This window comes from Cedecea sp. Ae19-4, assembly GCF_059801165.1.
The window spans coordinates 1,759,330-1,785,913 of sequence record NZ_JBCHWG010000001.1 but is presented as its reverse complement, the minus strand read 5'-3'; the positions used below and the strand labels follow the sequence as shown (position 1 = coordinate 1,785,913).

The window sequence follows — 26,584 nt, the reverse complement described above, 5'->3', positions numbered from 1 at the left end:
ATAAATCCTGTTGAACGGTGTTTGCGAAACAATAATGCTGTTATGCGGCGAAGGCTATCATCCGCAGCATTTTTTATATTTTTTTCCAGAACCGCAAGGGCAGGGGTCATTACGACCGAACTGCGGGCGGAGGCCGTCGATATAGTACCATTGACCGCTTTCCCTGACGAAACGAGAGCGTTCGATTATCGCGCTTTGCTTGCCGTTTTCCTGAAAACGGGCCACAAAGCTGACAAATCCTTCGTTGACATCTTTGCCTTCGGCTTCTTCATATATCGTCAGGCCGAGCCATTCCGTGTCGCCGAAGCCGCTGGATATTTCTGATTTTAACGACGGACGGCGGCAGCTCTCATGCCAGCTTGCAACAAGATAATCCGCATCCTGCTTCACAAAAGCGGTGTAACGAGAGCGCATAAGCTGTGACGGGCGTTGCGGATGCTGGGCCGCGCTTAGGTAAGGCTGGCAACATAAGCTATACTCCAAACCGCTGCCACAGGGACAAAGTTGCAACATAATATCTCCAGGAAAAAATAAACGACGCCAATAATACGACGGCAGCACTTATGTTAACTGAGCGGTGGCGTTGGCGTCACGGAGTGATTACCGGGGAAGATTGACCGAGGCGTGATGAGACAGGTAAAGATCGGCCTGGCATTAGGGTCGGGTGCGGCCAAAGGATGGGCGCACATTGGCGTTATCAATGCGTTAAAAAAAGCAGGGATTCAGATTGATATCGTGGCAGGGTGTTCCGTCGGCGCGCTGGTCGGTGCCGCCTGTGCCAGCCAGCGGTTGCCGGTGATGGAGCGATGGGTGCGATCATTCAGCTACTGGGATGTCCTGCGTCTGATGGATCTTTCCTGGCGTCGCGGCGGGCTGCTCCGCGGTGAACGCGTGTTTAACAATATTCGCAAAATCATTCCAGAAACCGCTATTGAGGGCTGTGGCATGAGATTTGGTGCCGTGGCCACCAACCTGAGTACCGGGCGAGAGCTGTGGTTTACCGACGGCGACCTCCATCAGGCTATTCGCGCTTCCTGCAGCATGCCGGGGCTGCTGTCTCCCGTTGCACACAACGGTTACTGGCTGGTGGATGGCGCAATTGTCAATCCGGTGCCGATCTCGCTCACTCGTGCGCTGGGGGCGGATATCGTCATTGCGGTGGACTTGCAGCACGATGCGCACCTGATGCAGCAGGATCTGCTGTCGGTGAATATAACGCCTGCCGGGGAGGAGAATCTGGCGCAGCCTGCGTCCTGGCGCAGTCGTTTACGGGAGCGTTTGGGAAAAATGACCCACCGCCGGGCCACTGTTACGCCGACGGCGATGGAAATTATGACGACCTCGATTCAGGTGCTGGAAAACCGCCTCAAGCGTAACCGCATGGCGGGCGATCCTCCCGATATTCTTCTGCAGCCCTTTTGCCCGCAAATTTCCACCCTCGACTTTCATCGCGCGTCCGAAGCTATCGCGGCAGGCTACCTTGCGGTTGAGAAAAAAATGGATGAGCTACTGCCGCTGGTTCGTACTCATGATTAAGTTAATACTTAACCCGTTTCTGACAGGCGCTCGTTGCGATACCGTGCCACTATTGAAATATTGCCAGGCAGAGGAAAGCGCATGAGTTACCCGCTGGAAGGAAAGCAGATCCTCATTGTTGAAGACGAGCCCGTTTTCCGCTCTCTGCTGGACAGCTATTTGACGTCGCTTGGCGCGGGCACGCTGCTTGCCTGGGACGGCATGGATGCGCTTGAGAAGCTGGGGCAATTTACGCCGGATCTGCTGATTTGTGACCTGGCGATGCCACGAATGAATGGTCTTGAACTGGTGGAACATATCCGTAACGAAGGTAATCAAACGCCCATTTTAGTTATTTCAGCGACGGAAAATATGTCTGACATAGCCCAGGCTTTACGGCTCGGTGTGCAGGATGTGTTGCTGAAACCCATTAAAGATCTTAATCGATTAAAAGAGACCGTATTGTCCTGTATCTACCCCACAATGTTTAATTCCCGGGTAGAAGAGGAAGAGCGGCTGTTTCAGGATTGGGATGCGCTGGCACGGGATCCTCAGGCTGCATCCAAGCTGCTGCAAGAACTGCAGCCGCCGGTCCAGCAGGTTATGTCGCGCTGCCGAATAAATTATCGCCAGTTAATTGCCGTCGATCAGCCTGGTCTGGTGCTCGATATTGCGCCACTTTCAGATAATGATCTGGCTTTTTATTGTTTAGACGTTACCCGTGCTGGCGATAACGGTGTATTAGCCGCGCTGTTGCTCAGAGCGTTATTCAACGGATTATTACAGGAACAACTTTCGCATCAGGGCCAGCGTTTACCTGAACTGGGTAATTTACTAAAACAGGTCAATCAACTATTGCGTCAGGCAAACCTGAACGGACAATTTCCGCTCATTGTGGGTTATTATCACAGCGGATTAAAAAACCTCATTCTGGTCTCCGCCGGGCTTAATGCCACATTAAATACCGGCGAGCACCAAATCCAGGTCAGCAACGGCGTGCCGTTGGGGACGCTGGGCAATGCCTACCTCAATCAAATCAGCCAGCGGTGCGAAGCCTGGCAATGCCAGGTGTGGGGCTCCGGTGGGCGTTTACGGCTGATGTTGTCTGCAGAATAAACAACGGAACAACTGATTACATTTAGCTTTTTTCCTGGAACCCGGGCGGTGGTAATATCGCGACCAACCTAATCGTATTTGTCTTAAATTAGCCGCTGCCGGAGTAAACGGGGGGCGGTTTTCGTTTTTAAGCTGATATACTCAACCGCGTTTTTAAATTGACGACAAGTGTGAAACTTGAACAGTCCTGGAGGTTTTTTCAATGGCTGCCATTAATTCTAAAGTAAGAAAAGCTGTTATCCCGGTTGCGGGGTTGGGAACGCGTATGTTGCCGGCAACAAAGGCAATTCCAAAAGAGATGCTGCCGCTGGTTGATAAACCGCTGATTCAGTATGTCGTTAATGAGTGTATCGCTGCCGGTATTACCGAGATTGTGCTGGTTACCCACTCTTCTAAAAATTCCATCGAGAACCACTTCGACACCAGTTTTGAACTGGAAGCCATGCTTGAGAAGCGCGTTAAGCGTCAGCTTCTGGAAGAAGTGCAGTCTATTTGCCCGCCTCACGTCACCATTATGCAGGTGCGTCAGGGGCTGGCGAAAGGGCTGGGCCACGCCGTGATGTGTGCGCATCCTGTCGTCGGTGATGAGCCGGTTGCGGTGATCCTGCCGGACGTGATTCTGGATGAGTTCGAATCCGACCTTTCTCAGGACAACCTGGCCGAAATGATCCGCCGCTTTGACGAAACCGGACACAGCCAAATCATGGTTGAACCTGTTGCGGATGTAACCGCTTATGGCGTGGTTGACTGCAAAGGTGCTGCGCTTTTTGCGGGCGACAGCGTGCCAATGGTCGGGATTGTTGAGAAACCTAAAGCTGACGTTGCGCCATCCAATCTGGCCGTTGTCGGACGCTATGTGCTGAGCGCGGATATCTGGCCGCTGCTGGCGAAAACCCCTCCAGGTGCCGGGGATGAAATTCAGCTCACCGATTCTATCGCCATGCTGATGGAAAAAGAGACCGTTGAAGCCTACCACATGAAAGGCGTGAGCCACGACTGCGGCAACAAGCTGGGCTATATGCAGGCGTTTGTTGAGTACGGTATTCGTCATAACACGCTGGGTGCAGACTTTAAAACCTGGCTTGAAGCCACCGTTGGCGCGAAGAAATAAGTTAATTCAACGCAGGATGGTAAGATGAAAGTTACCGTATTTGGTATTGGCTACGTTGGTTTAGTCCAGGCCGCCGTGCTCGCTGATGTTGGGCATGACGTCATGTGCATCGACGTAGACGCAAAGAAAGTGGAAAACCTGAAAAAAGGTGAAATCCCTATCTTTGAGCCAGGCCTTGCGCCGTTGGTGAAGAAAAATTATGAAGAAGGGCGCCTGCAGTTCAGCACCAATGCTGAAGAGGGCGTCAACCATGGCGAAATGCACTATATCGCCGTGGGGACTCCGCCGGATGAAGACGGTTCCGCTGACCTGAAATACGTGACTTCCGTTGCGCGTACCATTGCGCAGTACATGGATTCACATAAAGTCGTCATCGACAAGTCAACGGTACCCGTTGGCACGGCAGACAAAGTCCGTGCGGTGATGGAAGAAACCCTGAAATCTCGCGGTCTGGAGATTAACTTTGATGTGGTTTCTAACCCCGAGTTCCTGAAAGAAGGTGCCGCGGTTGCCGACTGCATGCGCCCTGAGCGTATCGTCATCGGGACGGATAACGAAGAGGTTATTGACCTGCTTCGTGAGCTGTACGAGCCGTTCAACCGTAATCACGATCGCATGATTCTGATGGATATCCGCAGCGCCGAGCTGACCAAATACGCCGCTAACTGCATGCTGGCGACCAAAATCAGCTTCATGAACGAGATTGCTAACCTGGCCGAACGTCTCGGGGCTGACATCGAGAAAGTGCGAATGGGTATCGGGTCTGATTCCCGGATTGGCTACAGTTTCATCTATCCAGGCTGCGGCTACGGTGGCTCCTGCTTCCCGAAAGATGTTCAGGCGCTGATTCGCACCGCAGAGCAGATTGGCTACACGCCAAAAATTCTGCAGGCGGTCGAAGAGGTTAACTATGCTCAGAAGCAAAAGCTGCCTGAATTCGTGACCCGCCACTTTGGCCAGGATCTGAAAGGCAAAACCTTTGCGCTTTGGGGACTGTCTTTCAAGCCTAATACAGACGATATGCGTGAAGCCTCCAGCCGGGTGCTGATTGAGGCACTGTGGGAACGAGGCGCAGAGATTCAGGCTTTCGATCCAGAAGCCATGGATGAAACTCAGCGTATTTACGGCCACCGCAGTGATTTAAGGCTGATGGGAACCAAAGAAGCGGCCCTGCAGGGCGCTGATGCGCTTGTGGTTTGTACCGAGTGGCAGAGCTTTAAGGCTCCGGATTTCGATCTGATGAAGAAATCCCTGAAGCAGCCGGTCATCTTCGATGGTCGTAATCTGTATGATCCAGAGAGACTGAATAAGCGTGGTTTTGTTTATTACGCAATCGGCCGCGGTGCTTCCATTAATATTGTTTAAATAACGCCCGTCTGTTGTTATTTATCGTGACCGGCACGACAGCGCACCAGAGAGCCTGTACGCTGCCGGTCACGTTCTCCTTCTTCGCACCACTCCTAAGATTTTAAATCCCCGCTATTAGGCTCCTACAGGGCTTTTCAGCCGTGTTCCTGCAATATTCTGCCGTGCTCGACGGACAAAACCTTTATAGGGGGTAAGGTAAAGGGTTGTGTTCGTTATTTGAACATCAGGGTGCATTTGAAGCAGAAAGATAAGCGAGCGACTAAACGCTGATAACAATGGGCCGTGTAAATATGAGCGATAAAAGTGGCAGTAATATACTTCACGGCGCGTATGTGGGGCGAACCAGTCTCGGCGTCAGCGAGATAAATGCAACGTATGGGATACTCAATAATCTCTCGGCATGAGATCTTCAGGCAGGATTCCCCACTTTGTTCAGGCAAGGATTCAACTCTATGTAGTAACGCCACATTTTTAGTTGATAACGCTTATGGAGTATATCAACCCGAGAAATGGATTACCTTAACGCCAGATAAATCTGCGTCAGGCTTAACCTGATGATTAGCGGGAGAAATTAACTGTACTAAAGGACAGGTATTGTATCTAAAGATATTAAATACGATTCATTAATAAAGAAACGTAAGCTGTTATAGGATTGTTTTACTAAAGTGGTTCATGGCAGGGGCATTAAAATGAAGTGCGTCACAAATAAAAAATCCCGCCGGAGCGGGATCTTAATAAGCAGCACTGAGGGGATTACAGCAGGAAGTCTTCCAGTTTCTTACCTTGCTCATCCATTGCTTTCTTGATAACTGCTGGCGTACGGCCCTGGCCAGTCCAGGTTTTAGTTTCGCCGTTTTCGTCGATGTACTGGTATTTAGCAGGACGCGCAGCGCGTTTCGCTTTACCTGCAGATTTAACAGCAGCAATGCTGTTCAGCAGTTCGTTAGGGTCGATGCCGTCAGCAATCAGCATTTCACGGTATTGCTGCAGTTTACGAGTGCGCTCTTCAACTTCAGCCGCCGCCGCGTTTTCTTCTTCACGACGTTCGTTAACGACAACTTCTAATTTCTCCAGCATCTCTTCCAGAGTTTCCAGGGTGCATTCTCTTGCCTGGGCACGAAGAGTACGGATGTTGTTCAGAATTTTAAGTGCTTCGCTCATTGTAGTAATCTCAAACTTATTATTGGGGGGTGACGTTTGAGCTAATAATAGAGCGTTATATTAGGTTCTGCAATAGCCGTGAATGTAAGTAATTCAAAATTTGCTGATATATAAGTGGCAGTTTAAATACTGTTAACTTAATTCCTGGCCGCTAAACCACGTGAAATGGCACTTCAAGACTCAATTTTTAGACAACAACCCTGCCATCAAAAGGGTTTGTCATGATGAGGGAAAGATAAAAATTTCGCATTAATCATCAAATATCAAGCGCGGGTATTTAGGCATAGGATGGATAGCGGTCGTTTACAATTTATAATAATTGAGCAGGTGAAGCATTTCATTAGAGGCGATAACCCGTCTGGATCGGCGATCCGTCATAGCTGTTTCATGTATCCGGCGTACCGCTATTACTCAATGTATAAGCGTGATTTATTAATATATCGGATACAATTAACCTTGATGTTTAGCGAGGTAATCCGCCATCCACCGCACGTTACAGTGTGGTACAATCCGCCGAAACATAATTTACACTTTTGATTCAGGCAACGGGTGCAATGGCTCAACTCTATTTTTACTACTCAGCAATGAATGCGGGAAAATCGACGGCGCTACTTCAGTCATCCTGGAATTACCAGGAAAGAGGGATGCGTACGCTGGTCTACACCGCCGAAATTGATAATCGCTTTGGTGTGGGTAAGGTCAGTTCGCGTATTGGTCTGTCTTCCCCGGCCCGGCTTTATAATCCGACAACGGACCTGCTGGCCGACATCCGCGCCGAACAGCAATCTGCCCCGATACACTGCGTTCTGGTGGACGAGAGCCAATTTTTATCTAAAGAGCAGGTTTATGCTTTATCTGATGTTGTCGATGAGCTGGATATTCCTGTTTTATGCTACGGGCTGCGAACGGATTTTCGCGGGGAGTTATTCAGCGGCAGTCAGTACCTGCTGGCGCTGTCAGACAAATTGGTTGAGCTGAAAACGATTTGTTTCTGTGGCCGTAAAGCCAGTATGGTACTGCGTCTCGATCAGGAAGGTCGGCCTTATAATGAGGGTGAACAGGTGGTGATAGGCGGGAATGAACGCTATGTTTCGGTCTGCCGTAAGCATTACAAAGAAGCGTTGCTTAAAGGCTCTCTACAGGCCATTCAGGGCAACTGATTCACCGACCATAACTTCCTGTAACGCTTCTACATTAAACATGCTGTGCAGGCCTGAGTGACGTATTCAGACAGAAAAAAACCCGCCAAAAGGCGGGTTTTGCATTTTAAGGGCTACCGATTAAGCCGTTTTCTTGGCTTTTTTGTCAGCTTTTGCCGCTGGTGCAGCTTCTTTAGCCGCAGCACCTTCAACAAACGGACGGCCGTAGTAGGTATCCAGCAGAATCTGTTTCAGTTCAGAAATCAGCGGATAGCGTGGGTTAGCGCCGGTGCACTGGTCATCAAAGGCATCTTCGGACAGTTTATCCACGTGGGCCAGGAAGTCTGCTTCCTGCACGCCTGCTTCGCGGATGGACTTAGGAATACCCAGTTCAGCCTTGATTGATTCCAGCCATGCCAGCAGTTTCTCAATCTTAGCCGCGGTACGGTCGCCCGCTGCGGTCAGACCCAGATGGTCGGCGATTTCAGCGTAGCGGCGACGAGCCTGTGGGCGGTCGTACTGGCTGAAAGCCGTCTGCTTGGTTGGGTTGTCGTTCGCGTTATAGCGAATAACGTTGGAGATCAGCAGGGCGTTCGCCAGACCGTGAGGAATGTGGAACTGAGAACCCAGTTTGTGAGCCATGGAGTGGCACACGCCCAGGAAGGCGTTAGCAAACGCGATACCGGCGATAGTCGCTGCGTTGTGAACACGTTCACGTGCAACCGGATTTTTAGACCCTTCATTATAGGAAGCTGGCAGGTTTTCTTTCAGCAGTTTGAGTGCCTGCAGAGCCTGGCCGTCAGAGAATTCGCTTGCCAGCACGGAAACGTAAGCTTCTAGCGCGTGGGTCACGGCATCCAGACCACCAAAGGCGCAGAGCGACTTAGGCATATCCATCACCAGGTTAGCATCAACAATTGCCATGTCCGGGGTCAGCGCGTAGTCAGCCAGCGGGTATTTCTGGCCGGTTGCATCGTCGGTAACAACCGCAAACGGTGTAACTTCAGAACCGGTACCGGACGTGGTAGTGACCGCAATCATCTTCGCTTTCACGCCCATTTTCGGGAACTTGTAGATACGTTTACGGATATCCATAAAGCGCAGCGCCAGTTCTTCGAAGTGGGTTTCTGGGTGTTCGTACATGACCCACATGATTTTGGCTGCATCCATTGGGGAGCCGCCGCCCAGCGCAATGATCACGTCTGGTTTGAAGGAGTTTGCCAGTTCAGCACCCTTGCGAACAACGGTCAGCGTAGGGTCAGCTTCAACTTCGAAGAAGACCTCGGTTTCTACGCCAGCGGCTTTCAGCACGGAGGTGATTTGATCGGCATAGCCATTATTGAACAGGAAACGGTCGGTCACAATCAGCGCACGTTTGTGGCCATCAGTAATCACTTCATCCAGCGCAATTGGCAGAGAGCCACGGCGGAAGTAGATAGATTTCGGAAGTTTATGCCACAGCATGTTCTCAGCTCGCTTAGCAACGGTTTTCTTGTTGATCAGGTGCTTAGGACCCACGTTTTCGGAGATGGAGTTACCGCCCCATGAACCACAACCCAGCGTCAGAGACGGCGCAAGTTTGAAGTTATACAGGTCACCGATACCCCCCTGAGAAGCCGGAGTGTTAATCAGGATACGTGCGGTCTTCATTTTGTCGCCGAAGAACTTAACGCGCGCAGGCTGGTTGTCCTGGTCGGTATAAAGGCAAGAGGTATGGCCGATACCGCCCATCTCAACCAGTTTTTCTGCTTTTACTACCGCGTCTTCAAAGTTTTTAGCGCGGTACATGGCAAGGGTAGGGGACAGTTTTTCATGAGCAAACGGCTCGGACTCATCGACTACGGACACTTCACCGATCAGGATTTTGGTGTCTGCTGGTACGGTGAAGCCTGCCAGTTCTGCAATTTTGGCTGCCGGCTGGCCCACAATCGCGGCGTTAAGCGCGCCATTCTTCAGGATGATGTCCTGAACGGCTTTCAGCTCTTTGCCCTGCAGCAGGTAACCGCCGTGGCTGGCGAAACGTTCGCGAACGGCGTTGTATACAGAATCAACAACGATGACGGACTGTTCAGACGCACAGATAACGCCGTTGTCGAAGGTTTTTGACATCAAAATAGACGCTACAGCACGTTTAACGTCGGCAGTTTCGTCTACCACTACAGGTGTGTTACCTGCGCCTACGCCGATAGCCGGTTTACCGGAGCTGTAAGCCGCTTTAACCATGCCAGGGCCACCGGTCGCCAGAATCATGTTGATGTCCGGGTGGTGCATCAGGGCGTTAGACAGCTCGACGGAAGGTTGATCAATCCAGCCGATCAGATCTTTTGGTGCGCCCGCCGCGATTGCAGCCTGCAGAACAATGTCTGCTGCTTTGTTGGTTGCATCTTTAGCGCGTGGGTGCGGGGAGAAGATGATCGCGTTACGGGTTTTCAGGCTGATCAGCGATTTGAAAATGGCGGTTGAAGTTGGGTTAGTGGTTGGCACGATACCGCAGATGATACCGACAGGTTCGGCAATCGTGATGGTACCGAAGGTGTCGTCTTCAGACAGCACACCGCAGGTTTTCTCATCTTTATAAGCGTTATAGATATATTCAGAAGCGAAGTGGTTTTTAATCACTTTATCTTCGACGATACCCATACCGGATTCAGCGACGGCTAATTTAGCCAGGGGGATTCGAGCGTCGGCAGCGGCCAGGGCGGCAGCACGGAAAATCTTATCGACTTGCTCTTGAGTAAAGTTGGCATATTCACGCTGGGCTTTCTTTACGCGCTCTACGAGGGCGTTCAGTTCCGCGACATTAGTTACAGCCATAATGCTCTCCTGATAATGTTAAACTCTTTTAGTAAATAAGCTGCGCGAGTCGACAGTATAGCCAGCAGCCACCGAATGCGTGTTTAAGACAAAAAACTGTCATAAAAATGACCTGGATTCATGCGCTGATTTACTAAAAGAGCCTCATCTGAATAAGCCGTGTCAGTGGAGAAACCTGCTTTTCAGATGTGTCCAAGAGTACTCACTTCTGAGTAGGTTTTTCGTGATCTAAATCACAACTAATCGATGCTGACACCATTCAGCAGACGCTATCCAGGTGATTGATAAATCTTTAAAAATTTAGTCACAGCAATGTCAAAACAAAGTATCACAAATTCAACATTCGGGTAACAGTTCGTCATGATGCTAAAATAAGTTGTTGCAGGCATCGATTAAGCAGGGAAATAGCGTAGCGGCAGGGGTGTTTTTCCATTACATTACGCCTGCTTTTGCTTTGTTCATTTGCGGAGTTTTGTGTGGCTCAATCCTTTTTCGACCTGCCAACCTATATTAAGTTTTTTATCGGGATGTTTGCTCTGGTCAACCCGGTAGGGATCATTCCCGTATTTATTAGTATGACCAGTTACCAGAGTGCCGCAGCAAGAAATAAAACCAACCTCACGGCCAACCTCTCGGTGGCGATTATTCTCTGGACCTCACTTTTTTTGGGTGACGGTATTTTGCAAGTTTTTGGTATTTCAATTGATTCATTCCGCATTGCCGGCGGCATTCTTGTGGTGACCATTGCTATGTCAATGATCAGCGGCAAGCTGGGTGAAGATAAACAGAATAAGCAAGAGAAATCGGAGAGCGCGATACGCGAAAGCGTGGGGGTTGTTCCCCTGGCATTGCCGTTGATGGCGGGGCCGGGTGCCATCAGTTCAACGATTGTCTGGGGAAGTCGCTATCACAGCTGGGGGCACCTGCTGGGATTCTCCCTGGCCATTGCGCTGTTTGCATTTTGCTGTTGGCTGCTGTTCCGCATTGCACCGTGGCTGGTGCGCATACTGGGGCAAACCGGGATCAACGTGATTACCCGTATTATGGGCCTGCTTCTGATGTCTCTGGGGATCGAATTTATTGTCACCGGGGTCAGGGCTATCTTCCCGGGCCTGACAAGTTAATTTCGCTGCCGCTTTCAAATGAAAAAGCAGAATCTCTATTCTGCTTTTTTTCTTTCCGTAGAAGAAAATTTTACCTGCCCGCTATCCCCATTATTGCAAAAGTAAATGCGAATCTTTCATAAGAAAATGCTTTGGAAAACCGTGTATTAGAGGTTGACGTTGTAACAAGCTGTACAGAAAAGTGGCGATCGAAATGATATTTAGCATCCGTTATGCAATCAGGCTTGCTGCGGGTTTATTGAGATGATATTAGTAATTCATGCCTTCCCGCAGAGGAATGTGCTAAAAAATAATCAATTGTTAATTTTTTGTGAGTGATGAAGCAGGCGATAAACCGACCTCCTCTCTAATGCAGTGATAGTATACTAACCCCATGATAATAAAGATTATGATTGGGTTTTTATAAACATCCTTCCTGCATGACGCTCCCCACAATCTCTCCATAAAAGAGAAATGGTTAACAAATTTGCAAATTGTATTGGCGGGTATCTGAAGCTTTTGATACTTTCCGGGCAAAACAATTCGCTGAAAAATGTTTCTTTTCTAGATGAGAATGATTTCGCAGCGTAATCATGTCCTGCGAACCACTAAATCATGCCCGTCGACCACGCAATCGGCGGCAGAAAGAATCGACGTAATGAGGTCGCCGAATCGAGCGGCCCGAAAATAAAGTCGGTGATAGCGAAGTAGTAAGGAAAGCAGTATCCCGTACGGACGTTTAACGCTCCTGCGCTGTAAGGGACCCCTGAGGGGAAGAGGCCGACTTTCGGGTCGGTAATTATAATGAGTGGAGTACCAACACAATGACAAATATCACTAAAAAAAGCCTGATTGCAGCGGGCATTTTAACTGCGCTGATTGCTGGCAATGTCGCGATGGCGGCAGATGTTCCGGCGGGTGTGCAATTGGCAGAGAAACAAGATCTGGTTCGTAACAACGGCTCAGAACCTCAATCTCTTGATCCGCACAAAATCGAAGGCGTGCCAGAGTCCAATATCAGCCGTGACCTGTTCGAAGGTCTGCTGGTAAGCGATCTGCAGGGCCACCCGTCTCCGGGTGTCGCAGAGTCCTGGGACAATAAAGATTTTAAAGTCTGGACTTTCCACCTGCGTAAAGACGCGAAATGGTCCAACGGCGAACCTGTCACCGCGCAGGACTTTGTTTACAGCTGGCAGCGCCTGGCTGACCCGAAAACCGCCTCTCCTTATTCCAGCTACCTGCAATACGGTCACCTGACCAATATCGACGATATCATTGCCGGTAAAAAGCCGACCAGCGATCTGGGCGTGAAAGCCATCGATGACCACACTCTGGAAGTCACCCTGAGCGAGCCGGTGCCGTACTTCTACAAGCTGCTGGTTCACCCATCCGTTTCTCCGGTACCGAAAGCGACCGTTGAGAAATTCGGCGACAAGTGGACCCAGCCTGCCAACATCGTGACCAACGGTGCTTACAAATTAAAAGATTGGGTGGTGAACGAGCGTATCGTTCTGGTGCGTAACACCAACTACTGGAATAACGGGAAAACCGTGATTAACCAGGTGACCTACCTGCCAATCTCTTCTGAAGTAACAGACGTTAACCGCTACCGCAGCGGTGAAATCGACATGACGTATAACAACCTGCCGATTGAGCTGTTCCAGAAACTGAAAAAAGAAATTCCAACTGAAGTTCACGCCGATCCGTTCCTGTGTACTTATTACTACGAGATCAACAACCAGAAAGCACCATTTACCGATCCTCGCGTTCGTGCGGCGCTGAAACTGGGCCTGGATCGCGACATCATCGTGAACAAAGTGAAAAACCAGGGCGATCTGCCGGCTTATGGTTATACCCCGCCGTATACTGATGGCGCGAAACTGACCCCGCCAGAGTGGTTCACCTGGTCTCAGGACAAGCGTAACGAAGAAGCCAAAAAACTGCTGGCTGAAGCAGGTTACACCAAAGACAAGCCGCTGACCTTCAACCTGCTGTACAACACCTCCGATCTGCACAAGAAGCTGGCTATCGCCGTGGCGTCTATCTGGCAGAAAAACCTAGGCGTGAACGTCAAGCTGGAGAACCAGGAGTGGAAAACCTTCCTGGATACCCGTCATCAGGGGACCTTCGACGTGGCGCGTGCGGGCTGGTGTGCGGACTATAACGAACCGACTTCCTTCCTGAACACCATGCTGTCCGACAGCTCTAACAACACCGCGCACTATAAGAGCCCGGCGTTCGACAAGATTATTGCCGACACCCTGAAAGTGACCGACGAAGCCCAGCGTACCGCGCTGTATGAGAAAGCTGAGCAGCAGCTTGATAAAGACTCAGCCATCGTCCCGGTTTACTACTACGTTAACGCCCGTCTGGTTAAGCCGTGGGTGGGTGGTTACACCGGTAAAGACCCGATGGATAATGTCTACGTAAGAGACTTGTACATTATCAAACATTAATGGCAATTCGTGGGGCAGGACCCACCGGTTTCGGCCGGTGGATAGATTCTGCCCCATCGTGTCTTATTTACATCGCACTGCAAAGGCACAGGCCAGAAGGTACGGGCAATGTTGAAATTTATTCTACGTCGTTGTCTGGAAGCAATTCCGACACTCTTTATTCTTATCACTATTTCCTTCTTTATGATGCGTCTCGCACCGGGGAGTCCTTTTACCGGCGAACGTACGCTGCCGCCAGAAGTCATGGCGAACATCGAAGCGAAGTATCACCTTAACGATCCGATCACCACGCAGTATTTCAGCTATTTAAAACAGCTGGCGCATGGGGATTTTGGGCCGTCATTTAAATACAAAGACTATTCGGTCAATGACCTGGTGGCCTCCAGCTTCCCGGTATCCGCAAAATTAGGTGCAGCGGCTTTCATCTTTGCCATTGTGCTGGGTGTGACGGCGGGCGTGGTTGCGGCGCTGAATCAAAACACCAAATGGGATTACACGGTAATGGGCTTTGCCATGACGGGGGTGGTTATCCCCAGCTTCGTGGTGGCGCCGTTGCTGGTACTGATCTTCGCTATCACCCTTAAATGGCTGCCCGGTGGCGGGTGGAACGGGGGGGCGCCGAAGTACATGATACTGCCGATGATAGCCCTGTCTTTGGCGTACATCGCGAGCATCGCGCGTATTACCCGCGGCTCAATGATTGAAGTCCTGCACTCTAACTTTATCCGCACCGCACGTGCCAAAGGCCTGCCGATGCGTCGTATCGTGCTGCGCCATGCCCTGAAACCTGCGCTGCTGCCGGTCCTGTCATACCTCGGACCAGCGTTTGTGGGCATCATCACGGGCTCCATGGTGATTGAAACAATTTATGGCTTGCCGGGCATCGGTCAGCTGTTTGTTAACGGGGCGCTGAACCGTGACTACTCACTGGTTCTCAGCCTGACCATTCTGGTCGGCGCGCTGACGATTCTGTTCAACGCGGTAGTTGACGTGCTGTATGCCGTTATCGACCCGAAAATCCGTTACTAAGCTGGAGTGGCCATAATGTTGACTAAGAAAAACAGCGAGGCGCTGGAAAACTTCAGTGAAAAACTGGAAGTTGAAGGTCGCAGCCTGTGGCAGGATGCGCGTCGCCGTTTTATCCATAACCGCGCGGCGATCACCAGCCTGTTTGTCCTGGCTCTGATTGCGCTGTTCGTGGCTTTTGCGCCAGTTCTGTCGCAGTTTACCTACTTTGATACCGACTGGGGCATGATGTCGGCGGCCCCTGATATGGCATCCGGTCACTATTTCGGGACCGATTCGTCCGGTCGCGATCTGCTGGTGCGTGTTGCCATTGGGGGACGTATCTCCCTTATGGTGGGTATTTCTGCTGCGCTGGTGGCGGTTATTGTCGGGACGCTGTACGGCTGCCTGGCCGGCTATCTCGGCGGCAAAATCGACTCCGTGATGATGCGTCTGCTGGAGATCCTGAACTCCTTCCCGTTCATGTTCTTCGTGATCCTGCTGGTGACCTTCTTCGGGCAAAACATCCTGCTGATCTTCGTGGCTATCGGCATGGTGTCCTGGCTGGACATGGCGCGTATCGTGCGCGGCCAGACCCTGAGCCTGAAACGCAAAGAGTTCATCGAAGCGGCACACGTAGGCGGTGTTTCGACCATTAACATCGTTCTGCGTCATATTGTGCCGAACGTGTTGGGCGTGGTGGTGGTTTACGCCTCACTGCTGGTACCTAGCATGATCCTGTTCGAATCTTTCCTGAGTTTCCTGGGCCTCGGCACGCAGGAGCCTCTGAGCAGCTGGGGAGCGCTGTTAAGCGACGGTGCAAACTCCATGGAGGTATCACCGTGGCTTCTGCTGTTCCCGGCAGGCTTCCTGGTGGTTACGCTGTTCTGTTTTAACTTTATCGGCGATGGCCTGCGTGATGCCCTCGACCCGAAAGATCGTTAAGGAGTCCCTCCATGAGTACTATTGAAACCTCTCCGGTGGCCGCTCCACTGAACAAATCTGAGGTCTTGCTGGACGTTAAAGACCTGCGAGTGACCTTTGGCACACCCGACGGCGACGTCACGGCAGTAAACGACCTCAACTTTAGCCTGCGTGCCGGTGAAACCCTCGGCATTGTCGGTGAGTCCGGCTCGGGCAAATCCCAAACGGCCTTCGCGCTGATGGGCCTGCTGGCGGCCAATGGTCGTATCGGCGGCTCTGCGAAATTCAACGGCAAAGAGATCCTGAACCTGCCGGAGTCGCAGCTTAACCGCCTGCGCGCCGAGCAAATCTCGATGATTTTCCAGGATCCGATGACCTCGCTGAACCCGTACATGCGTGTGGGCGATCAGCTGATGGAAGTGCTGATGCTGCACAAAAAACTCGGTAAGGCGGAAGCGTTTGAAGAGTCTGTGCGGATGCTGGATGCGGTAAAAATGCCTGAAGCGCGGAAGCGTATGCGCATGTTCCCGCACGAGTTCTCCGGCGGGATGCGCCAGCGCGTGATGATTGCCATGGCGCTGCTGTGTCGGCCAAAACTGCTGATTGCTGACGAACCGACTACCGCACTGGACGTTACCGTTCAGGCGCAGATCATGACGCTGCTGAACGAGCTGAAGCGTGAGTTCAACACGGCGATCATCATGATCACCCACGACCTGGGTGTTGTGGCCGGGATCTGCGACAAAGTGCTGGTGATGTACGCCGGGCGTACGATGGAATACGGCAACGCGCGCGACGTCTTCTACAAGCCGGTACACCCGTACTCAATCGGCCTGTTGAACGCGGTACCGCGTCTGGATGCGGAAGGTGAATCTCTGCTGACCATTCCAGGCAACCCGCCGAACCTGCTGCGCCTGCCGCAGGGGTGCCCGTTCCAGCCTCGCTGTCAGTTTGCGATGGAAGCGTGTAATAGTGCTCCGCCACTGGAGCAGTTTGGTGATGGCCGCCTGCGTGCCTGCTTTAGACCGGTGGAGGAATTAGCATGAGCACCGTTGCAGAAGAGAGAAAAGTTCTGTTAGAAATCGCTGACCTGAAGGTGCATTTTGACATCAAAGATGGCAAACAGTGGTTCTGGCAGCCTTCCAAAACCCTGAAAGCCGTGGATGGCGTGACGCTGCGCCTGTACGAAGGGGAAACCCTCGGCGTGGTGGGCGAGTCCGGCTGCGGTAAATCGACCTTTGCCCGCGCCATCATTGGCCTGGTGAAAGCGACCGATGGCCGAGTAGCGTGGCTGGGGAAAGATCTTCTGGGCATGAAACAGGAAGAGTGGCGCGATGTGCGCAGCGATATTCAGATGATTTTCCAGGATCCTCTGGCATCGCTGAACCCGCGGATGAACATCGGCGATATCATCGCCGAGCCGCTGCTGACCTATCATCCAAAAATGCCTAAGCAGGAAGTTCGCGACCGCGTGAAGGCGATGATGATGAAGGTCGGCCTGCTGCCAAACCTGGTCAACCGCTACCCGCATGAGTTCTCCGGCGGCCAGTGCCAGCGTATCGGTATCGCACGCGCGCTGATTCTTGAGCCAAAACTCATCATCTGTGATGAGCCGGTCTCCGCGCTGGACGTGTCCATTCAGGCGCAGGTGGTTAACCTGCTACAGAAACTGCAGCGCGAAATGGGGCTGTCGTTAATCTTCATCGCCCACGATCTCGCGGTGGTGAAGCACATCTCCGATCGCGTGCTGGTCATGTATCTGGGCCATGCGGTGGAGCTGGGCACCTACGATGAGGTGTACCACAATCCGCTGCACCCTTATACCAAAGCGCTGATGTCGGCGGTGCCGATCCCCGATCCGGATCTGGAGAAGAACAAAACTATCCAGCTGCTGGAAGGGGAGCTGCCGTCGCCCATCAATCCGCCATCAGGCTGCGTGTTCCGCACCCGCTGCCCGATTGCCGGCCCGGAATGCGCCAAAACGCGTCCGGTGCTGGAAGGCAGTTTCCGCCATGCGGTTTCCTGTCTGAAGATTGACCCGCTATAATCTCGCCTGGGGCCAGCACCGCGCTGGCCCTTTCTTTTTGCGAGGATCACCGTGCCAGGCAACATTTCATCACTTCGTGCGCTGCTTTACCGCTTTCTGTTCGATCAAAATACCCGCTCAGGGCGCCGGTTCGAGGCGTTTTGCGGCCTGCTGGCGCTGCTCAGCGTGGCCGTTGTTTTTACCGAATCCAGCGTCGGGAGCGATCCCCGGCTAACCTACGGCGAATGGCAGCTGTTTATCTGGCTGGAAATCATCTTCACGCTGCTGTTCACCTGCGAATATCTGCTGCGAGTGCTAACGTGGCCGCAGCCCATCCGCTACGTGTTTAGCTTCTGGGGCATTATTGACCTGGCGACCATGCTGCCGCTGTATGTCCTGTGGCTTTGGCCTGAGTTTGCTATTCACTACTATTTTGCCTGGCGGGCAATGCGCGCCATTCGCGTGCTGCGTATCCTCAAACTGCTGCGCTACATGCCCGCGCTCAAAAGTCTGTGGCGCAGCCTGATTAACGCCAGCAATCAGCTGATCCTGTTCTATTCGTTTATTGCCATCGTAATGGTCGCGGCGGGAGCGCTGATGTACGGCATAGAAGGGAAGGCCAACGGCTTTACCAGCCTTGGCGTAGCGGTTTACTGGGCGGTTGTAACGGTCACCACTGTCGGCTATGGCGACATTGTGCCGCATACTGCACTGGGGCGTTTCGTGGCCTCGCTGCTGATCCTGATTGGTTATTCGGTGATAGCCATCCCCACCGGGATTTTAACGGCGCAAATGTCGCAGGATATGCAAAGAAGGCGGTCAGTAAGGGAATGTACGCGCTGTCATCAGCAGGATCATGCCAGCAACGCGCATTACTGCAAAACCTGCGGGGAGCATCTCCCGCCCAATGAGAAGTAGTCACAGCGCGGCCTGAGGGCCGCGCAGGGAGGATTACTCACGCCACAGGATGTGGCAAAGCTTGTGGTCTTTCTCGCGGCACAGCAGGACGCGAGCGAAGATATCGTTCAGCTCGCCGCCGTCGGTATCCGCCAGCCCGATAACGACTTCTGCAAAGAAGTCAGGGTTCAGGTCGAAATCGACGTGCTCCTGCCAGTCTTCGGCCGGGTCAAACAGCTCCGCACCGCCGCGCTCCTCGAACTGCAGATTGAAAAGAATAATGTCAGCAGGATCGAGATTATCGCCCGCCAGCTCGAGAAAAATATCGTACGCCTGTTCTAAAGTCTCGTCTTCGGTCAGGCGGTTATTCAGATCCATTTCCATCTCTACATCCACTTATCGAGTGCTGATGCGCCACGTTTTACAGCAACGGACTAAAGAAGTAAAACAGTCGCTCGGTCATTCGCTGCCAGAGCGGGCGTTTTAACCATAAATGCGCGTCCAGCAGCCGCGAGCGGGAGATATAGTCGTCCTGCACCGCAGCTAAATCACCGGCAAAACCTTCATCATCGATGACCAGCGTAATCTCAAAATTCAGCCACAGGCTGCGCATGTCCAGGTTAACCGTGCCGACCAGGCTGAGTTGCCCATCGACCAGCACGCTTTTGGTGTGCAGCAGCCCGCCTTCAAACTGGTAAATTTTCACGCCAGCGGCAAGCAGTTCAGTGAAGAACGCGCGGCTTGCCCAGCCCACCAGTAAAGAATCGTTTTTACGCGGCACGATGATACTCACGTCCACGCCGCGCTGCGCTGCCGTGCAAATGGCGTGGAGCAAATCATCGCTCGGTACGAAGTAGGGGGTCGTCATGATCAGGTATTCACGTGCGGCATAAACGGAGGTCAGCAACGCCTGATGAATCAGATCTTCCGGGAACCCTGGCCCTGAAGCGATAGTATGAATGGTGTGGCCGCTGGCCTCTTCGAACGGCATGATATTCTCATCCGGCGGCGGCGGAAGAATACGTTTCCCGGTCTCTATCTCCCAGTCGCAGGAGTATACGATGCCCATTGCGGTGGCGACCGGGCCTTCCATACGCGCCATCAAATCGACCCACTGACCCACATTCGCATCCTGCTTGAAGAAACGGGGGTCAACCATATTCATGCTACCGGTATAGGCAATATAGTTATCGATCATCACCATCTTACGGTGCTGGCGCAGGTCCATTCGACGCAGGAAAACACGCATCAGGTTAACCTTCAGCGCTTCGACTACTTCGATGCCCGCGTTACGCATCATATTGGCCCACGGGCTGCGGAAGAAGGCGACGCTACCCGCGGAGTCGAGCATCAAACGGCAATGAATGCCGCGTCGCGCTGCCGCCATCAATGATTCTGCCACCTGGTCGGCCATGCCGCCGGGTTGCCAGATATAAAACACCATCTCGATGTTATGGCGTGCCAGTTGGATATCGCGGATCAGCGCCTGCATGGTGTCATCCGAACTGGTTAGCAGCTGGAGCTGATTGCCCTTCACGCCGGCAATCCCCTGGCGGCGCTCGCAAAGCTGGAACAGCGAGCTGGCGACCTCGCTGGTTTCTGAGGCAAAAATATGCTTACAGTTTTTCAGCTCTTTAAGCCACTTAGCGGTAGAAGGCCACATGGCGCGCGCGCGCTCTGCCCGGCGTTTACCGAGATGCAGTTCTCCCACGGAGAGATAGGCAATAATCCCGACCAGCGGCAGAATATAGATGATCAATAGCCAGGCCATTGCCGAAGGGACGGCGCGGCGTTTCATCAATATACGCAGCGTAACGCCGGCGATAAGCAGCCAGTAGCCGAGAATGACCAGCCAGCTCACCACGGTATAGAAGGTTGTCATGCCTTAAAAATCCTTTTGAAACCGAAGAGTTGAGAGTGTACGCAGAACTTTCACTGCTTAACACTAAAAGTATACGCAAAACGGATGGTTTGCCCGGCAGAAGGTTCTATAATGGCGCGTCTTTTTTAGGAAATTGAGTCGTAGACATGAGACGTAGCAGAACGGAAGTTGGGCGTTGGCGTATGCAGCGTCAAACGCAGAAGCGCAGGGCGCGTTGGCTGGAAAGCCAGTCACGGCGCAATATGCGCATTCATGCTATTCGTAAGTGCCTGGTTAACCAGCAGCGTAATTCATTGCTGTTTGCCATCCACGATCGCTGGGCATAAGATCCGGGCACCGCGTGCGGTGCCCATTAAATCCATTAGGAAATAAACCTTCCCTTTACCCTGAATTTATATTTCCAAAGGGCGGAAGTTTGTTTTTAAAATGATCGCGATCATCATTTTAATTAAAATAGACGGCATAATTCACGGAATTTTCTTACCTTGACAGGGTGCCGCAATAAGTGATTAGCGATTTAATTAAAAAGGATTTTTCTTATACCAGGAGAATAAATTTTCTGTTTGTCATTATTCTTGCCGTGCTGGTGATGTTTAGCTCGGTGCTGGCCTGGATAAACTATAATCATCAAAAAAACACGTTGGATGATGAAAGCGAAGGTTTTGTTCATAATATTGCGATGTTCTATATCGAGCAGCAGCTGAAAACTTTAGAGAATGCATTGTGGCAAAGCGCTACCCTATTAAATAATAAAAACGTTGATGCTCTGGTTAATGCTGAAAATGAAGTTTTGGAGAAACAGCTCACAACATCTATTGCGGTGTTGCCAGCTATTTCAGGTTATATCATTGCCACACGTGATGGAAAGTATAATAGCATACCAAATTCCTATGTTGATAATCGCCTGGACCTGTCAGGACGAAACTGGTACGAAAGCCTCAGCGTAAAAAGTTCTTTTGTGAACTATTCGAATATTTATGCTAATGCAGTTGATAAATCACCGGTAGTGACCATTGCCAAACTGCTGCACGACGATAAAGGCGAGCGGTACGGGATGTTCGCCATGGATCTGAATTTGATCAATATGAGCTATCCGCTACGACAGTTGGAGAGTCCGAATCCAGGGCACTTCTCGATTGTTGACCGTCAGGGAAGAGCGGTGCTTGATGCAGACAGCGATGCTATCGGCACGGAGGTTGTCTCGCCGGCGGTGGTGCAATGTATGACAAATGGCCTGGGGTCATTTCACGATAAAGCAAGTCACAGGCAGTATTACTACTACTCCTTTTCAAACCCGGACTGGTTTGTTGTTTATGCTGTAAAAGACAGAATCATTGATGATGCCGTTTTATATTATATCTGGATCATTTTGGGCGGATTTGTTTTTTGCCTGACAATTTATCTATTATTATGGTTCTTTATGCATCAATCGATAAAGTCGATGGTGATTGATATTATTTCGATGATGCGTTTTGGCCGTCTGGATATGAAAGGCGGCGTCGATAAACAAATTATGAATGAAATAAACGCAAGCAGTCAGCAAATAAAAAGTGCAAAAAATGCTTCGCTAACGGATGGTCTAACAGGGTTGCTTAATCGCCGTAGCTTTGATAATGACATTAATTACATATTAGCCCGGGAAGCACCTTTTAGTCTTGGCATCATTGATATTGATAACTTTAAAAAAATAAACGATCACTACGGGCATCTGGTCGGTGACACGGTGCTAAAGGTCATTGCCGATATGGGCATGGGTTTACTGGACGATCGCGCCAAGCTTTATCGCTACGGTGGAGAGGAAATTGCCTTTATTTATTTTTCCGACAATCAGGTTAAAGCTATGGAAATTATGGAAGGCTGGCGTAAAGCGGTCGAAAGTAAACTCTGGCGTGAACAAGGATTAGTCGTCACCTTTAGCGGCGGTGTTTGCCCATGGCGAGGTGAGGATTATGAAGCGCTGATTGAGAAAGCCGACAGGTTGCTCTACAAGGCGAAATCCAGCGGAAAAAATAAAGTCGTGATCTCGACCAGCTAAGGAAGCCTGCCAAAAGGAGTAGTTACATGGAGAAAAGCGTTGAGTTCATCGTTAATCGGGTGATGAAGAATAACTTCGGCATGGCTTTTGAGTCGTTACTGCAGCCGATTTTCGACACATCAGGTTTTACCTGTGTCGGCGCCGAGATGCTCATTAGAGGCGTGCATCGGCGGGCACTCGTCTCCCCAGACGTGTTTATTAATCGACTGGAAGAAAACGGAGGGATTGTGTCGCTGGGCGAACATGTTATCTCCTCGGCATTTAGCTATATGACGGACGTCATCGTGCCGCATAACGAGAGTTATTTATTGCACCTCAATCTTTCGCCAGTTCAATTGAATGATGCTGGTTTTGCCGATCGGATAGTCGAGCTGGTGGCTCAGCGCCCTGTGCCAGTGCAACGCATTGTCTTTGAGATAACCGACAACAACATTCTGCTAGATGATACCGGGCGCGAAAACGCCACTCGCCTTCGTGACGCCGGTTTTTTACTTGCGTGGGATGATATTCACAGCGTTGAACAGCTTCAAAGCCGACTGGCTCAGCTAGAAACAGACTTCATAAAGCTAGACCGTGCCTGCTTCAGGGCCACATCCGGCGAAGAAACGCTCAATATTATACGCGGTGCTCAGGAGAAAGAGGTGGATGTTATTGCGGAAGGGGTAGAAACCTTTTCGCAGATGCAAGTGCTGTTCAATAGCAATGTCAGGCTGGCGCAAGGTTATCTTTTCTCACGGCCCCTGAATCAGGACAGTTTTCGCCAGAAGCATTTACAGCTGACAGAGTAACACGCTAATGAGCCTGCAGCCTGCAGGCTCGTCTGAAGGCAAATCAGAATACTTTCTTGTATGGTTTTACTTCAACTTTAGCGTACACGCCTGCGGCGATATACGGGTCTGCATCAGCCCAGGCTTTCGCCTCTTCCAGAGACGCAAACTCGGCAATCACCGTGGAACCGGTAAAGCCGGCGCTGCCAGGATCGTTGCTGTCAACCGCCGGCATCGGGCCTGCGGTCAGCAGACGACCTTCGTCACGCAGCACCTGAAGGCGAGCTAGGTGGGCAGGGCGAACGGACAGGCGCTTTTCCAGTGAATCGGCAATATCTTGGGCATAAATGACGTACAGCACGGGCACACTTCCTTCTTGATGTTGGGTTGTAAACCACGGTAAGTGAACCTCGGGCAGACTGCAATTGAAAGATAAACAGGATGTTAAATCCTTGAGAAAATAGCGGGAAACTCGCGCAGACAGCAGGAAAAAGTGCGCCTTTGGGCAATGCGTTGTTGAATATGATTGTTATTTGCATTTAAAATTGTCGTCTCTTGAAAGACACTGAAACCATTATGACGTCAATGACCCTGGAATTACCTCGCCGCTTTCCGTGGCCGACTCTTCTCTCCGTCGGGATTCATGGTGCCGTTGTGGCCGGGTTGCTCTACACCTCGGTACATCAGGTTATTGAGTCCCCAGCACCTTCGCAGCCGATCAGCGTCACGATGGTTGCGCCTGCTGATCTTGAGCCTCCTCAGCCTCAGGTTGTTCAGCCTCCGCCACAGCCGGTCGCGGAACCCGAACCGGAGCCAGAGCCGATACCCGAGCCGCCGAAAGAGGCGCCCGTTGTTATTCACAAGCCTGAGCCTAAGCCAAAACCGAAGCCTAAACCGGTGAAAAAGGTTGAGCAGCCGAAGCGAGACGTTAAGCCGGTTGAGCCTCGTCAGGCTTCTCCGTTTGAAAACAATGCGCCCGTGCAGCCTGCGCCAACGGCAGCGGCGAAACCAGCTCCTGCATCGCCTGCACCATCGGTGAACACCGGGCCGCGAGCGATCAGCCGCGACAGGCCGCAGTACCCTACGCGAGCTTTTGCATTGCGCATGGACGGCAACGTTCGCGTGAAGTTTGATGTCGATGCCGATGGCCGGGTGAATAACGTTGAGATCCTCTCCGCCCAGCCTGCAAACATGTTTGAACGTGAAGTTAAGCAGGCGATGAAGAAGTGGCGCTATGAGAGCGGGAAGCCAGGGCAGGGCATTACCGTCAACATTAAATTCCGCATTAGCGGCGGCGCAAGCATGGATTAATAATCATCACCCACCTTTTAAAAAAGCCACGTATGAGAATACGTGGCTTTTTTATTTCGTGACCTGTTTTGCCTAATGTTGCAGGACAATCATTGTTTAAATATTCATCGGTTAAACGATTCCAGAAAAATAATAAATGAGTTATTTCATTCCTTATCCTAAATTCAATAATCAAACTTAAGGTAAATTAACTACTAATATTAATAGGGTGTTTATTTAAGACTTTTCTTGTTTATTGCTGCGCTGGCATACTAAAAGGAAATGACAAAAATAGACTCTTCCTTTATGCGCCATTATTATAAGGCCGCCTTTTTGTGCGTGCTTTTTTACTCCGACTTAAACTATGCTGCGCCGCTGACGCCTGCCGACCGGGACACTATTCTCCAGCAGCAGCAGGATTTGCTGTTGCAGAACAGGCAGCAGCGAGAGGAGATCCAGCGTAGCCTCCAGCCCCGACTGGCAAGCCCTGTGGCCCAACCTGACCAGGGACCCTGCTTCACCATTCGCCATATTGATATTGAAAATGCCACGCTGCTTTCCGACCCGGCCCGGAATCGCCTAATTACGCCCTATATTGATCGCTGCCTCGGCATGGCGAAGATCAATCAGCTAACCCGGGATATATCTGACTGGTATATTAGCCGCGGATATATCACCAGCCGGGCATTTTTGACCGAGCAGGATCTTTCGGGGGGAACGCTGCATATTGCCGTGCTGGAGGGCAGGCTGCAGGCTATTCGTATTGAAGGGGCTCCTTCACGCCAGCTAAAAATGGCGTTTCCGGGACTGGAAGGGAAAATACTTAACCTGCGCGATATTGAGCAGGGGATGGAGCAAATAAACCGGTTACGCACCACGCCGGTACAAATTGAAATATTACCGGGCGAGAAGGCCGGGGAATCAATTGTCAATCTCACGGCCACGCCTGAATTTCCATTTTCCGCAGCCGTCGGGTTTGATAACAGCGGGCAAAAAAGCACCGGCACAGGGCAGCTCACCGCCTCGCTGACCGCCAATAATCCGCTGGGGCTGGCTGATAAATGGTTTATCAGCGGCGGGCGCAGCAGCGATTTTGCCAGCGACCATGATGCCCAAAGCTTTCAGGCCGGGGTCAACGTGCCCTGGGGTTATAGCCTTGTTGATTACAGCTACAGCTGGAGCGACTACCTCACCACCCTCGATAACAAAGGTTATCTGTGGCGTTCGACCGGGCGAGCCGAAACGCATCGCCTGAACTTCTCCCGCGTGCTTTATCGAAACGGTGACTTAAAAACCGCCGCCTCCATCGGCCTGACTCACCGTATTAGCCGCAACTACCTGAACGATGCGCCGTTGCTTAGCAGCAGCCGGAAGCTCACCAGCCTGCAGTTCGGCCTTAACCACACGCAGAAAATTGCAGGCGGCGTGGCAACCCTGAACCCGACATTCAGCCACGGCGTGCCGTGGTTTGGGGCCGAAAACGATAACGGCAAGCGGGGCGACGTGCCAAAAGCCGAATTCAAAAAATGGAGCCTGAACGGCAGTTTTCAGCGTCCGCTGACGCAAAAAATTTGGTGGTTAACCAGCGTCTACGGCCAATGGTCGCCCGATCGGCTTTACGGCAGCGAGCGCTTAACGATAGGCGGTGAAAGCTCCGTGCGCGGCTTTAAAGAGCAATACCTTTCCGGCGATAACGGGGGCTATCTTCGCAACGAACTGAACTATGCCCTGTTCAGCCTCCCTTATCTGGGCGAAGTCAGCCTGAACGCTGCCGTAGATGGCGGTTGGCTGCGGAATGACAACGAAGACAGGCAGGCATCCGGCACGCTTTGGGGTGCCTCCGCTGGCCTCACTGTCGCCGGGCGCTACTGCTCCAGCCAGTTCACCGTTGGCACGCCACTTCACTATCCGGGCTATCTGGCACCGGATCATCTCGTGATTTATTACCGCCTGGGCCTGGCGATTTAAGGTAAAA

At 51.6% G+C, this 26,584-nt stretch carries 23 protein-coding genes; 17 read left to right on the top strand and 6 right to left on the bottom strand.

Features of this window, described 5'->3' with window-relative positions; genetic code table 11:
- Nucleotides 1-57 precede the first annotated feature (57 nt).
- Nucleotides 58-513 carry a YchJ family metal-binding protein gene (locus AAIE02_RS08430; protein ID WP_166992025.1) on the bottom strand — a complete coding sequence of 152 codons (456 nt, stop codon included), beginning with the start codon at nt 511-513 and terminating at the stop codon, nt 58-60.
- Nucleotides 514-627: 114 nt separating this feature from the next.
- Here AAIE02_RS08430 and rssA point away from each other — a divergent pair, with 114 nt between their 5' ends.
- The 4 genes from rssA (at nt 628) to AAIE02_RS08410 (ending at nt 5,107) form a co-directional block, all read left to right on the top strand.
- Nucleotides 628-1,536, top strand: coding sequence for a patatin-like phospholipase RssA (gene rssA / locus AAIE02_RS08425; RefSeq protein ID WP_498532354.1), 909 nt, complete (start codon nt 628-630; stop codon nt 1,534-1,536).
- An 81-nt stretch (nt 1,537-1,617) separates the two neighbouring features.
- The gene (gene rssB, locus AAIE02_RS08420) at nt 1,618-2,631 is read left to right on the top strand and encodes a two-component system response regulator RssB (protein WP_008454235.1); all 1,014 of its coding nucleotides are present in this window, start codon (nt 1,618-1,620) and stop codon (nt 2,629-2,631) included.
- 202 nt (nt 2,632-2,833) lie between these two features.
- A complete protein-coding gene (gene galU, locus AAIE02_RS08415; protein WP_336982325.1) occupies nt 2,834-3,742 on the top strand; it encodes a UTP--glucose-1-phosphate uridylyltransferase GalU in 909 nt (302 codons plus the stop codon).
- A 24-nt stretch (nt 3,743-3,766) separates the two neighbouring features.
- The gene (locus tag AAIE02_RS08410) at nt 3,767-5,107 is read left to right on the top strand and encodes a UDP-glucose dehydrogenase family protein (RefSeq protein ID WP_166873320.1); all 1,341 of its coding nucleotides are present in this window, start codon (nt 3,767-3,769) and stop codon (nt 5,105-5,107) included.
- Between the two features lie 756 nt (nt 5,108-5,863).
- On the opposite strand, the gene hns is transcribed toward AAIE02_RS08410, so the two are convergent.
- Nucleotides 5,864-6,271 carry a histone-like nucleoid-structuring protein H-NS gene (hns, locus tag AAIE02_RS08405; RefSeq protein WP_008454242.1) on the bottom strand — a complete coding sequence of 136 codons (408 nt, stop codon included), beginning with the start codon at nt 6,269-6,271 and terminating at the stop codon, nt 5,864-5,866.
- Nucleotides 6,272-6,825: 554 nt separating this feature from the next.
- On the opposite strand from hns, the gene tdk reads away from it, so the two are divergent.
- Entirely contained in the window at nt 6,826-7,431 is a 606-nt protein-coding gene (gene tdk / locus AAIE02_RS08400) for a thymidine kinase (protein WP_039303730.1), read from the top strand.
- Between the two features lie 120 nt (nt 7,432-7,551).
- Here the strand turns inward: tdk and adhE are convergent, their stop codons facing one another.
- Complete coding sequence (gene adhE / locus AAIE02_RS08395) at nt 7,552-10,224, bottom strand: bifunctional acetaldehyde-CoA/alcohol dehydrogenase (protein ID WP_166992030.1); 2,673 nt, start codon at nt 10,222-10,224, stop codon at nt 7,552-7,554.
- Nucleotides 10,225-10,700: 476 nt separating this feature from the next.
- Here adhE and AAIE02_RS08390 point away from each other — a divergent pair, with 476 nt between their 5' ends.
- The 7 genes from AAIE02_RS08390 (at nt 10,701) to AAIE02_RS08360 (ending at nt 18,656) form a co-directional block, all read left to right on the top strand.
- On the top strand, nt 10,701-11,348 hold the full coding sequence (locus AAIE02_RS08390; protein WP_008454247.1) for a YchE family NAAT transporter: 648 nt from the start codon (nt 10,701-10,703) through the stop codon (nt 11,346-11,348).
- Between the two features lie 803 nt (nt 11,349-12,151).
- Nucleotides 12,152-13,783, top strand: coding sequence for an oligopeptide ABC transporter substrate-binding protein OppA (gene oppA, locus AAIE02_RS08385; RefSeq protein ID WP_498532353.1), 1,632 nt, complete (start codon nt 12,152-12,154; stop codon nt 13,781-13,783).
- Nucleotides 13,784-13,891: 108 nt separating this feature from the next.
- Entirely contained in the window at nt 13,892-14,812 is a 921-nt protein-coding gene (oppB, locus tag AAIE02_RS08380; RefSeq protein ID WP_008454251.1) for an oligopeptide ABC transporter permease OppB, read from the top strand.
- Between the two features lie 12 nt (nt 14,813-14,824).
- On the top strand, nt 14,825-15,733 hold the full coding sequence (gene oppC, locus AAIE02_RS08375; RefSeq protein WP_034807489.1) for an oligopeptide ABC transporter permease OppC: 909 nt from the start codon (nt 14,825-14,827) through the stop codon (nt 15,731-15,733).
- Between the two features lie 11 nt (nt 15,734-15,744).
- Nucleotides 15,745-16,758: an ABC transporter ATP-binding protein gene (locus AAIE02_RS08370; RefSeq protein ID WP_039303721.1), complete on the top strand. Its 1,014-nt coding sequence runs from the start codon at nt 15,745-15,747 to the stop codon at nt 16,756-16,758.
- Nucleotides 16,755-17,759, top strand: coding sequence for a murein tripeptide/oligopeptide ABC transporter ATP binding protein OppF (gene oppF / locus AAIE02_RS08365; protein WP_166992036.1), 1,005 nt, complete (start codon nt 16,755-16,757; stop codon nt 17,757-17,759). Before AAIE02_RS08370 ends, oppF begins: the two co-directional genes overlap by 4 nt.
- 51 nt (nt 17,760-17,810) lie before the next feature.
- Complete coding sequence (locus AAIE02_RS08360) at nt 17,811-18,656, top strand: ion transporter (RefSeq protein WP_008454256.1); 846 nt, start codon at nt 17,811-17,813, stop codon at nt 18,654-18,656.
- Nucleotides 18,657-18,689: 33 nt separating this feature from the next.
- On the opposite strand, the gene AAIE02_RS08355 is transcribed toward AAIE02_RS08360, so the two are convergent.
- Together AAIE02_RS08355 and cls are read right to left on the bottom strand one after the other, a co-directional pair.
- Entirely contained in the window at nt 18,690-19,019 is a 330-nt protein-coding gene (locus tag AAIE02_RS08355; RefSeq protein ID WP_008454257.1) for an HI1450 family dsDNA-mimic protein, read from the bottom strand.
- Nucleotides 19,020-19,056: 37 nt separating this feature from the next.
- Nucleotides 19,057-20,517, bottom strand: coding sequence for a cardiolipin synthase (gene cls / locus AAIE02_RS08350; RefSeq protein ID WP_008454258.1), 1,461 nt, complete (start codon nt 20,515-20,517; stop codon nt 19,057-19,059).
- A 146-nt stretch (nt 20,518-20,663) separates the two neighbouring features.
- Here cls and AAIE02_RS08345 point away from each other — a divergent pair, with 146 nt between their 5' ends.
- The 3 genes from AAIE02_RS08345 to AAIE02_RS08335 all read left to right on the top strand — a co-directional run bounded on the left by AAIE02_RS08345 (nt 20,664) and on the right by AAIE02_RS08335 (nt 23,340).
- Entirely contained in the window at nt 20,664-20,843 is a 180-nt protein-coding gene (locus AAIE02_RS08345) for a YciY family protein (protein WP_008454259.1), read from the top strand.
- Nucleotides 20,844-21,022: 179 nt separating this feature from the next.
- Nucleotides 21,023-22,552, top strand: a complete 1,530-nt coding sequence (locus tag AAIE02_RS08340) for a sensor domain-containing diguanylate cyclase (protein WP_336709738.1) — start codon at nt 21,023-21,025, stop codon at nt 22,550-22,552.
- Between the two features lie 26 nt (nt 22,553-22,578).
- Nucleotides 22,579-23,340: an EAL domain-containing protein gene (locus tag AAIE02_RS08335; protein WP_498532352.1), complete on the top strand. Its 762-nt coding sequence runs from the start codon at nt 22,579-22,581 to the stop codon at nt 23,338-23,340.
- A 43-nt stretch (nt 23,341-23,383) separates the two neighbouring features.
- Here AAIE02_RS08335 and AAIE02_RS08330 read toward each other — a convergent pair whose 3' ends face one another.
- Nucleotides 23,384-23,680, bottom strand: coding sequence for a YciI family protein (locus tag AAIE02_RS08330; protein WP_008454262.1), 297 nt, complete (start codon nt 23,678-23,680; stop codon nt 23,384-23,386).
- A gap of 215 nt (nt 23,681-23,895) precedes the next feature.
- Between AAIE02_RS08330 and tonB the strand changes: the two genes are divergently transcribed.
- A complete protein-coding gene (gene tonB / locus AAIE02_RS08325; protein ID WP_498532351.1) occupies nt 23,896-24,630 on the top strand; it encodes a TonB system transport protein TonB in 735 nt (244 codons plus the stop codon).
- A 285-nt stretch (nt 24,631-24,915) separates the two neighbouring features.
- Nucleotides 24,916-26,577 (top strand): ShlB/FhaC/HecB family hemolysin secretion/activation protein, encoded by a 1,662-nt coding sequence (locus AAIE02_RS08320; protein ID WP_498532680.1) that lies wholly within the window; start codon nt 24,916-24,918, stop codon nt 26,575-26,577.
- Nucleotides 26,578-26,584 lie beyond the last annotated feature (7 nt).